At 69.7% G+C, this 9,349-nt stretch carries 8 protein-coding genes and 1 pseudogene; 2 read left to right on the top strand and 7 right to left on the bottom strand.

Translation table 11 applies throughout. The annotated features are described in order from the left end of the window. Positions 1 to 172: 172 nt before the first annotated feature. Complete coding sequence (locus tag I8N67_RS21315) at positions 173 to 1,156, bottom strand: GNAT family N-acetyltransferase (RefSeq protein ID WP_200304757.1); 984 nt, start codon at positions 1,154 to 1,156, stop codon at positions 173 to 175. Positions 1,157 to 1,197: 41 nt separating this feature from the next. Further along, positions 1,198 to 1,388, bottom strand: a pseudogene (locus I8N67_RS44910) (IS256 family transposase); the annotation flags it as partial. Between the two features lie 318 nt (positions 1,389 to 1,706). Between I8N67_RS44910 and I8N67_RS21305 the strand changes: the two are divergent. Then, positions 1,707 to 3,629, top strand: coding sequence for an ABC transporter ATP-binding protein (locus tag I8N67_RS21305; protein WP_200304756.1), 1,923 nt, complete (start codon positions 1,707 to 1,709; stop codon positions 3,627 to 3,629). 321 nt (positions 3,630 to 3,950) lie between these two features. Here the strand turns inward: I8N67_RS21305 and I8N67_RS21300 are convergent, their stop codons facing one another. The 3 genes from I8N67_RS21300 to I8N67_RS21290 form a co-directional block, all read right to left on the bottom strand. Then, positions 3,951 to 4,832, bottom strand: a complete 882-nt coding sequence (locus I8N67_RS21300; RefSeq protein ID WP_200304755.1) for an ABC transporter permease — start codon at positions 4,830 to 4,832, stop codon at positions 3,951 to 3,953. Further along, positions 4,832 to 5,761 (bottom strand): ABC transporter ATP-binding protein, encoded by a 930-nt coding sequence (locus I8N67_RS21295; RefSeq protein ID WP_200304754.1) that lies wholly within the window; start codon positions 5,759 to 5,761, stop codon positions 4,832 to 4,834. Before I8N67_RS21295 ends, I8N67_RS21300 begins: the two co-directional genes overlap by 1 nt. Before the next feature lie 188 nt (positions 5,762 to 5,949). Beyond that, on the bottom strand, positions 5,950 to 6,702 hold the full coding sequence (locus I8N67_RS21290; RefSeq protein WP_200304753.1) for a TetR/AcrR family transcriptional regulator C-terminal domain-containing protein: 753 nt from the start codon (positions 6,700 to 6,702) through the stop codon (positions 5,950 to 5,952). Between the two features lie 255 nt (positions 6,703 to 6,957). Between I8N67_RS21290 and I8N67_RS21285 the strand changes: the two genes are divergently transcribed. Further along, the gene (locus tag I8N67_RS21285) at positions 6,958 to 7,326 is read left to right on the top strand and encodes a zinc-binding alcohol dehydrogenase family protein (RefSeq protein ID WP_200304752.1); all 369 of its coding nucleotides are present in this window, start codon (positions 6,958 to 6,960) and stop codon (positions 7,324 to 7,326) included. Between the two features lie 128 nt (positions 7,327 to 7,454). On the opposite strand, the gene I8N67_RS21280 is transcribed toward I8N67_RS21285, so the two are convergent. Further along, positions 7,455 to 8,135, bottom strand: coding sequence for a response regulator transcription factor (locus I8N67_RS21280; protein ID WP_200304751.1), 681 nt, complete (start codon positions 8,133 to 8,135; stop codon positions 7,455 to 7,457). Then, complete coding sequence (locus tag I8N67_RS21275; protein WP_200304750.1) at positions 8,132 to 9,349, bottom strand: sensor histidine kinase; 1,218 nt, start codon at positions 9,347 to 9,349, stop codon at positions 8,132 to 8,134. The genes I8N67_RS21280 and I8N67_RS21275 overlap by 4 nt, the downstream gene beginning before the upstream one ends.

Raw genomic sequence — 9,349 nt, 5'->3', positions numbered from 1 at the left:
CTCCCCGCTGCTGACGGCATCGGCCAACAGCGGTCAAAAGGGCGGGTAACTTCACCACCGCCGACCTCCCCTGGTCGAGGACATCGCACGTCGCGCCGGTCTCGCCCCGGACAGCGCCCGCCGTTTCCAGCGCCGGCGCGTGGACTGATCGGACAGCCCCTTGACCGGTCGGTCAAGCAAGCGGCTTGCGGTATCGGACGTACTCGTTCTGCCGCCGGAACCCCACACTCTCGTAAAGATCGTAGGACCGGTGCGGGTTCGCCGTGCCTGTGAACAGCCGGGCGGTCGTCGCGCCCTGCCCGCGAAGGCTCCGCAGCCCGTCCAGCAGCAGGGCCCGGCCGATTCCGAGGCGTCGCTGGTCCGTCCGGATACTCAGCTCTTCAACCTCGCCCACGGTGTGGTCGTGACGGCGGATGGAGCAGAGGGCGACGCCCACCATCTCCTGCCCATTCCATGCGGCCCTCCAGCATGCCGGGTCGGCGGTGTCGACGAAGTCCTGGAAAGGCCATTTCTGAGTGAAGCCGGTGTCCGCATACGAATCGACGACCGTCCTCCAGGCTGCCCGGTAGTGGCTTGTCTCGATCGGCCCCGTCCGTATCCCGGCCGGCAGTTCGCCGCCCCGCTCGGGCAACCGCCGCAGATCGCCCAGCTCCAGCTCGACCAGGCTGAAGACGCGTCGGTAGCCGGCTGAGAGCAGAAGCGCCGTGGTGTCCTGCTCGGAAGTCATGGCGTTCGCGCCGATCACTGCCGTCCGCACCGTTCCATGCTGTTCGACGAGCTGGCGGATCCGCTCTTCGGCCCAGCTCAGCATGGCGGAGCCGATGCCCTGGCCTCGATGCTCGGGCAAGAGGTGGCCGCGGTGCAGGTACAGCCACGTGTCGTCCCGCTCCTGCCACCACCGGATCGTCGAGTGGCCGACGACGCTCCCGTCGTGCACCACCAGGATCTGGTTCTTGGACGGCTCCTCCAGCTTGGCAGAGGCTTCGGCGATCTCGGCCGCTGTCGGGAGCCCTTCTACGACGGAATGGGCGTCGACCCGGTCCCGTTCAGCACACCCCAGCCGCACCGCGGCCATAGGGCCGTGGTCTTCGTCGCCGCGATATGGCCGGAACCTGAAGCCGACCGGAGGGTCCTGTCCTGGCGCGCCATCCAACATGGCCGGATGATCCCGAACTTGAGGCAGGTCCGCCACCCTATTCATGCCGCGGTCGTCTGTGGCCGTTCGACGAGCCGGCCTCCTTCGAAGCGGGCTCCGGCCCGGACCAGGGCGACGAGGCGGGGCGCGCGTTCAGGGCCCGCCACCGCTGCTGGGCGGAGTCGATCGGACCCGTGGTGTGCAAGTGGATCCAGTGCTCGGCGGGGAAGTCGTGGAACGCCAGCAGCTCGTCCACGACCGTCATGACGGAGGAGGCGGTGCGGCCAGGACTCTCGGGTTCCATGGCGACTGCGATCAGCGGACGGTCGGCCTGTACCGCATCGAGTCGATCGCTCACGGAGCCGCGGTCAGAACCGGATAGGTGAACGTCTACAGCGCCAGGCCTTGAAATACGACGGTGGCCGCACCAACTACCGCGAGCTCACCACTGGCTACCTCCGTTGCGTACGCCGAAAGCAGCGTTGTCCGGTTCTCGCCAATCCGCGGTAAATGCCTGGACTGGGGGCCTTCCTCGACGGGACACTTCCGTCTTCCGACCTCCGGGAGTGTGATGGGGACAACAGATACGCGAGGGCCGACGCCGGGCAGGAGCGCGGTCGTTCTGGCGCTGCGCCGCTACGGCCGGGAACTGCTGCGACTACGGCGGCTGGCCCTGCCTGCGCTGCTGCTGCCGGCCGTGGGCAACATCGGGATCCGCTACGTCGCCCCCCTGCTGATCGCCAAACTGGTGGGACAGGCAGCCGACGACGGCGGTCTCACCCTCAGCTCGGCGCTGCCGTACGTGGTGGGCTTCGGCGTGACGCTGCTGCTGGCCGAGGCCGTGTGGCGGGTCGGGCAGCACTGTCTGAACCGCGTGGACGCCCTCGGCATGGAACACCTGTACGTGAGCGGCATGGACGAACTCCTCGCCAAGGACGCGGCGTTCTTCCACGACAACTTCGCCGGCTCGCTGACCAAACGGGTGCTGAGCTTCGGCAAGCGCTTCGAGGACTTCGTCGACACGGTGACGTACCGGATCGTGGGCAGTCTCATCCCCCTGGTGTTCGGTGCCGTGGTGCTGTGGAGCTACGAACCGATGCTCGTCGCCGGCCTTCTTGTGATGATCGCGCTGACCGTGGTGGCCGCGACGCCTCTGATCCGTCGCCGGCAAAGGCTCGTCAACGACCGTGAGGCGGCGATCGCCCGGGTCTCCGGCCACGTCGCCGACAGCCTCGCGAACATGGAGACCATCCGGGCGTTCGCGGCCGAGCGGCGGGAGTCCGACGAACACCGCAGCCGTGTCGCGGATTCCCGGCGCCTGACGCTGAGGTCGTGGGACTACGGCAATCTGCGCGTCGACATCCTGATCGCCCCCATGTCCGTACTGACCAACGTGCTGGGTCTGTTGGTCGCCATCGCCTTCGGTGGCTCGGGCCAGGGAGTCGAGGAGATCGTCGTCGCTTTCACGTACTACTCCAACGCCACCCAGATCATGTTCGAGTTCAACCAGATCTACCGGCGACTGGAAAGCTCGATGACCGAGGCCGCGCAGTTCACCGAACTGCTGCTGGATCCGCCCACCGTGCTCGACCCGACGAAACCCGAACCGCTCGCACCGCGGGACACCAGCATCCGCTTCGAGGCGGTGACGTTCGCCCACGCGGGCGCGAAGCCGATTTTCCAGGGACTCGACCTGGACGCGCCCGCAGGCGCACGGATCGGCCTGGTCGGCAGGTCCGGCGGCGGCAAGACCACGCTCACCCGGCTCCTGCTGCGGATGTCGGACATCGACGACGGACGCATCCTGATCGGTGGGCAGGACATCAGCCGGCTGCACCAGAGCGACCTGCGCTCACTGATCGCCTACGTCCCGCAGGAACCCGCCATGTTCCACCGCAGCCTGCGGGACAACATCGCCTTCGCCCGGCCGGGCGCGACCGACGAGGAGATCCACGCCGCGGCCGCGGCCGCGCACGTCACGGAGTTCGCCGACCAACTCCCCGAAGGCTTCGCCACCCTGGTGGGGGAGCGGGGAGTGAAACTCTCGGGCGGCCAGCGCCAGCGCGTCGCCCTCGCCAGGGCCATCCTGCGCGACGCCCCGATCCTGCTGCTCGACGAGGCGACCAGCGCGCTGGACTCGGAGAGCGAGCTCCTCGTCCAGGACGCCTTGTGGCGGTTGATGGACGGACGTACGGCCCTCGTGGTCGCCCACCGCCTGAGCACCGTCGCCGGCATGGACCGTCTCGTCGTCCTCGACCATGGACGCGTCGTCGAGCAGGGCACCCACGAGCAACTGCTCGTGGCGGAGGGCGCCTACGCCAAGCTGTGGCAGCACCAGTCGGGCGGCTTCCTCGGCGAGAGCACCGAGTCGGCCCTCGGACGTCCGGTCCCAGAAGCCGGTCCCAGCGGGCTGCCCGGACCGGCCGGCCCGGCGCCGGACGGGGACCGCAGGACGACGTCGGCACACGCGAGTACGAGCACCGGGTCCACGTGACCGAGTCGGTCACGGACATCCTCGCCCGCTGACGGTGTTGTTCGTCGCTCCACCGACTGAGGGGAGTTGCCGCTGCCCAGCAGCAGGTCGGGCAGGCTGATCAGGGCGACGGCCAGCACTACCGAGGTGTCGAGCAGCCAGGGATGCCGGCGGTCCAGCCGCTGCCGACGGCTCTGGTCGCGCGGCAGACGGCCCGGGAGCGGGTGCGCCCACGGGGCGTCGAACCCGAGGGACGGCGGGGCTGATGCCGTCCCTCGGGCGGTGTCCCCGCCGGCCGGCGTGCGGCGCGGGCTCATGGCCACCATCGTCCTCGTACCTGGGTCAGGCGTCGGACTTGCGGAGCCGGTAGGCGGCGCCGGCGAGAGTCAGCGCCACCCAGCCGGCGAAGACCGCGATGCCCGCCCCGGGCGAGAGGGCGTCGGAGGACTGGTTCAGGGCGTAGACCGCCGAGCCCGCGTTGCTGGGGAAATAGGGATTCATGGTGTCGTAGAGCGAGTCGGGCAGCAGCGAGGCCAGGCCGGGGAGGATGAGCAGGGTGCCGACGAGGACCGCGATCGCTCCGGCGGAGGAGCGGATCAGCATGCCGAGTGCCACGCCGAACACGGCCACCAGGGACAGGTAGACGCCCGCGCCGGCCAGGCTGCGCAGCACGCCGTCGTCGCCCAGGGACAGGGCGATCTTCTCGCCGTCCAGGCCCGGGGTCCCCAGCTGGAAGGCGGCCAGGGCGCCGATCACGGTGAGGACCAGGACGATCGGCCCGATCACGGCGGCCTTGGACCACAGAACCGGCAGCCGGCGCGGTACCGCGGCGAGGGTCGAGCGGATCATGCCGGTGCCGTACTCGCCCGCGGCGAGCAGCACCCCGAGCACGCCCACGGCCAGCGACGCGAAGGTCACCCCGGTCAGGGCCAGGCTCACGGCGTCGCTGTCGCCGCTGCCGCCCCCCGGGGCGGGCCCCCCTCCGGCCGTGGCGTCGGCACTGTAGGTAAAGGAGGCGATCGCCCCGAAGAGAACCAGCAGGAACACGGCCACGCCCAGGGTGATCCAACTGGAGCGCAGCGACCAGAACTTGGCCCACTCCGAACGCAGCACCCGGATGCCGGTCACCTTGTATCGCGTGGCGGATGTGTGGGGATCGGGTGCTGTGGAGAGGTTGTCGTCCTTGCCGGGGCGCTGGGTGCGGCGCAGTGCGGTGGTGGGCATCAGGCGGCCTTTCGTTCGGTGTCGGCCGGAGCGCTCTGGTACTCGACGACGTCGCGGGTGAGGTCCATGAAGGCCGCCTCCAGGGAGACGGACTGCGGGGTGAGTTCGTGCAGCGCGATGCCGTTCCGGGCGGCGATCGCCCCGATCTCGCGGGCGTCCCGTCCGGAGACCAGTAGCTCCTCGTTGGAGGAAGAGGTGATCGTGACGTCCGGGCCGGCCAGCAGCGAACGCAGTTTCATGGCCTCGGCGGTGGCGACCCGTATGCCGCCACCGCCGGCCTCCTGGGTGAAGTCGTCGACGGTGGTGTCGGCGAGCAGCCGGCCGCGTCCGATGATGACCAGGTGGTCGGCGATCAGCGCGGTCTCGCTCATCAGGTGCGAGGAGAGCATCACGGCCCGCCCTTCGTCGGCCAGCGAGCGCAGGAGGTTGCGCACCCACAGCACGCCTTCGGGGTCGAGACCGTTGACGGGTTCGTCGAGCATGACGATCGCAGGGTCGCCGAGCAGCGCCGTGGCGATGCCGAGCCGCTGGCCCATGCCGAGCGAGAAGGCGCCCACCCGCTTGCCGGCCACGCTGGTCAGCCCGGCCAGTTCGATGACCTCGTCCACCCGGCGGCGCGGAATTCCGTGGGTGTGGGCGAGTGCCATCAGGTGGTTGAACGCGCTGCGCCCGGGGTGGACGGACTTGGCCTCCAGCAGGGTGCCGATCTCGTGCAGCGGTGCGGCGTGCTTGGCGTAGGAACGGCCGGCGACGGTGACCGAGCCCTTGGTGGGGGAGTCCAGGCCGACGATCATGCGCATCGTCGTGGACTTGCCCGCGCCGTTGGGGCCCAGGAAGCCGGTCACCTCGCCGGGCTTGACGGTGAAGCTCAGGTTGTCGACGACCGTCTTGTCGCCGTATCGCTTCGTCAGCTCACGCGCTTCGATCATGGTGATGGGCCTTTCCTGCCTCGAACTCGGCCGCGGTGCCTGCATTCGAAACTGCGGGCGTGGCGGGCACGAATCCTGGGACGACGGGGGAATCTTGGGTGCTCGAGTGGTACCGCGGTACCACTGGGACCGGGTGCCGGTGCCGGGTGCCCCGGCTTCGGCGTGGTCGCGCGATGTCCGGCCTGGGATCATGCGAGCCCGCGGTGCTCTCCGGCTACCTCGGACGGTGTGCGTCTGGCCTGTTCGAGGCCGTCGAGGAGCAGGTCCAGGCCGAACCGGAACTCCTCGTGCGGGGATACGGAAGTCAGGGCGTCGGCCGCGGCCGACGTGGCCGGGTAGGTGGCCGGGTCCAGGGAACGGTAGTAGTCCCGCAGGTGCATCTGATCCTCGGGACGCGGTGTTTTCGGGCCGTGCTGCTGGATGGCCAGGCCGATCACGTAGTGCCCCAGGGCGGTGAAGGTTCGGGCGGCCAGGCCGGTGGAGAACCCATGGCTCAGGAGTAGCTGGATGAGCCGTTCCCTTACGCGCAGGCCGCCCGGGCCGACGTGGACCTGGGCCGCCAGCAAGGGCACGGCACGGGGGTGCCGACGCAGGGATTCGTAGAAGGAGTCCGCGGTGACGGTCGCGGCTTCCCGCCAGGACAGGCCGTCCGTCCGCTCGGACGGGACGCGTACACCGCCCAGGATGCTGTCGGCCACGAGGGCGAGGAGTTCTTCCTTGCTTCTGAGGTGGCGGTAGAGCGTCGCCGTGCCCGAGTGCAGGGCGTCGGCGAGCATGCGCAGGGTCAGCGCCTGGACCCCGACTTCGTCGATGAGCCGCAGAGCCGTGTCGACGATCCGGCCGACGTCCATCGGGGGACGCCCACGGCGGTACGCGGGAGCGGGCGTCCGCCCCACCCACCAGGCGGGACTGCCCGGAACGGGCGGTGCCTCCGAAGCCATGTATCGATCCCCCTCTCAGCCGCCTTCCTGACGCGCGGATGTCAGAAAGATAAGTTTCCGGTGTCACTGTAGCCGTTATTCCTGTGGCGCCCCTCTGAAAATGACCCGAGGCCGGGGGGCGAATTTATGGCTACACTGTACCCGATAAAATGGTTGTCGGCCCACCCGGCATGCGATCGCCGGTCTTCGGCGTCGGGGGCGCAACCCCGAGCGACGCGGGACCGCAGTGTGCTTCCCAGTCAAAGGAGAGCAGTGATGAAGGCGGCAGTAGTGACGACGGCAGGCGCGGCCCCCGAGTACCTGGACTTTCCCGAGCCCCAGGCCGGCCGGGGCCTGCGAACCGTCGACCTGGTCGCCGCCGCGATCCACCCCATCGTGCGCGCCAGGGCCTCCGGCAAGCACTACAGCAGTACCGGGCAGTACCCGCTCGTACCGGGCGTGGACGCGGTCGCCCGCACCGCCGACGGCGCACTGGTGTACACCGGCGAGATCGAGGCCCCCTGGGGCACGTACGCCGAGCGGATGGCGGTCGCCATGGCCCTCCCGCTTCCGGACGGCGCCGACCCCGTGGCCGTGGCGGCGGGCATCAACCCGGGCATGTCGTCCTGGATGCCGCTCACCTGATGCTGTTGTCAAGCAGCTGTAGTCACTGGCTGCGGTACTTGGTGACCGCCGATCACGGATCGGGGCCCACAGGACGTTGACGCGTCGCCGGCCGGGGCCAAACTGTGGATCCGATGGCCCGGCCATGGTCAGGCGGCGGGCGGAGGGGGCTGTACGAGACCGGTCTGGTAGGCGATGACGACCAGCTGGGCGCGGTCGCGGACCCGCAGTTTGGTCATGGCGCGCTGGATGTGGGTGCGTACGGTCAGCGGGCTGATCCCCAGGTCGTCGGCGATCTCCGTGTTGGACCTGCCCTCGGCGGCCAGCGCCATGACCTCGCGCTCGCGGACCGTGAGCTCGGCCAGCCGTGCGGGGGGCACCAGGTGGGCGCCGGGGGTGCGGGTGGTGAGGAAGCGGGTGATGAGGGAGCGCGTGGCGCCGGACGAGAGAAGCGTCTCGCCGTGGGCCACGGTGCGGATGCCGGTGTGGAGTTCGTCGACCGTGACGTCCTTGCCGAGGAAGCCGCTCGCGCCGGCGTACAGGGCTCGGGCGACGTACTCCTCGGTTTCGAAGGTGGTGAGGACGAGGACGCGGGTGGTGGCCAGCCCTGGATCGTCGCAGATCGCAGCGGTGGCGGTGAGGCCGTCCGTGCCGGGCATACGGATGTCCATGACGACGATGTCGGGGTGGTGGACACGGGCGAGTTCCACGGCCTCCCTGCCGTTGGAAGCCTCGCCGACGACCTCCATGTCGTCGCAGGAGTCGATCAGGGCCCGGAAAGTGGCCCGCAGCAGGGCCTGGTCGTCGGCGAGCAGGACACGGATCGTCATGTGGTTCCTTCTTTCTCCGAGGCGGCAAGGTGCAGCGGCAGTGCGGTGGTGACCTCGAAGCCGCCTGCGGCTCGGGGGCCGGCCCGTAGTTCGCCGCCCACGGAATGGGCCCGTTCCCGCATGCCCATGAGGCCGAAGCCACGGCCTGAGCCGGATCCGGCGGTGTCCGGGACGGTGGCGGCTTCCTCGTTCGTGACCGTGATGAGCAGGCGGGTGTGCGCGTAGTCGAGCCGTATGTGCGCGGCTTTCGACGCCGCGTGCTTGGTGACGTTGGTGAGCGCTTCCTGCACGATCCGGAACGCGGTCAGGTCCACGCCCGGTGACAGCGGCCGGGGCTCCCCCTCGGTGGTGACGGTGACGTTGATTCCGGCGGACTCGCATGCGGCGATCAGCTCAGGCAGCCGGTCGAGTCCGGGAGCCGGTTCCAGGGGAGCGGAGTCGGGGTCGTCGTCCTGGCGCAGGACTCCGACCGTGGCCTTGAGCTCGCGCAGTGCCGAGCTGGTGGTGCCGGTCAGCTCGGCGAGGATCTTTTGTGACTGCTCCGGACGGGTACGGGCGAAGTATTCGGCTGTCCGGGCCTGCAGGTTGGCCAGGACCATGTGATGGGCGACGACGTCGTGCAGATCTCGGGCGATTCGCATGCGTTCCTCGACGACGCGGTGGCGTGCTTCCTCCTCGCGGGTGCGCTCGGCGTGTTCGGCACGGGATTGCACGGCCTCCAGATAGGCGCCCTGGAGCCGGGCGGTGTGTCCCCAGGCGAGGGGCAGCAGCAGCCAGAGCAGGGGACCGGCCACCTGGACATCCGTCGGATTGGTGATCACGGACGTGCAGATCAGCGCCGCGAATGTCGTGAAGCCGTAGGCGTGGGTGGACCTGGCGTCGGTCCGCGCAGCGAGCCGGTACAGACCGGCCATGACGGGCCCCAGGAGCAGGGGGGTGAGGTAGTACCCCAGGGTGACGGTGATCATCGTAAAGACCGCCGTCACGACGAGGGCGGCACGCGGGTGCCGACGACTCGCCAGCAGGGCCAGACAGGAGAGCGCGGCGAGAGCGTCGGCGGGCCACTCGGCGGGGGGCGGCGGCGCACCGTCCCGGGTGGTGAGCGAGTCGCCGAGCACGACGCACACCCACAGTGCCAGGGCCGTCAGCATGTCGAGGACACGGCGGCCGGCACGGCGGCGCCCCTCCGTGCCGCGCGTCCAGCTGGTGATCAT

The sequence above is a fragment of the Streptomyces adelaidensis genome, from assembly GCF_016598475.1.
Classification (GTDB): Bacteria; Actinomycetota; Actinomycetes; order Streptomycetales; family Streptomycetaceae; genus Streptomyces; species Streptomyces adelaidensis.
The sequence above is the reverse complement of the archived record's forward strand: the minus strand, read 5'-3'. Positions and strand labels throughout refer to the sequence as shown.

Bases quoted from the DNA above. Each gene is read 5' to 3' on its own strand.
- I8N67_RS21315 (WP_200304757.1), bottom strand. From the start codon at position 1,156: ATGTTGGATGGCGCGCCAGGACAGGACCCTCCGGTCGGCTTCAGGTTC.
- I8N67_RS21305 (WP_200304756.1), top strand. From the start codon at position 1,707: ATGGGGACAACAGATACGCGAGGGCCGACGCCGGGCAGGAGCGCGGTC.
- I8N67_RS21300 (WP_200304755.1), bottom strand. From the start codon at position 4,832: ATGCCCACCACCGCACTGCGCCGCACCCAGCGCCCCGGCAAGGACGAC.
- I8N67_RS21295 (WP_200304754.1), bottom strand. From the start codon at position 5,761: ATGATCGAAGCGCGTGAGCTGACGAAGCGATACGGCGACAAGACGGTC.
- I8N67_RS21290 (WP_200304753.1), bottom strand. From the start codon at position 6,702: ATGGCTTCGGAGGCACCGCCCGTTCCGGGCAGTCCCGCCTGGTGGGTG.
- I8N67_RS21285 (WP_200304752.1), top strand. From the start codon at position 6,958: ATGAAGGCGGCAGTAGTGACGACGGCAGGCGCGGCCCCCGAGTACCTG.
- I8N67_RS21280 (WP_200304751.1), bottom strand. From the start codon at position 8,135: ATGACGATCCGTGTCCTGCTCGCCGACGACCAGGCCCTGCTGCGGGCC.
- I8N67_RS21275 (WP_200304750.1), bottom strand. From the start codon at position 9,349: ATGATCACCAGCTGGACGCGCGGCACGGAGGGGCGCCGCCGTGCCGGC.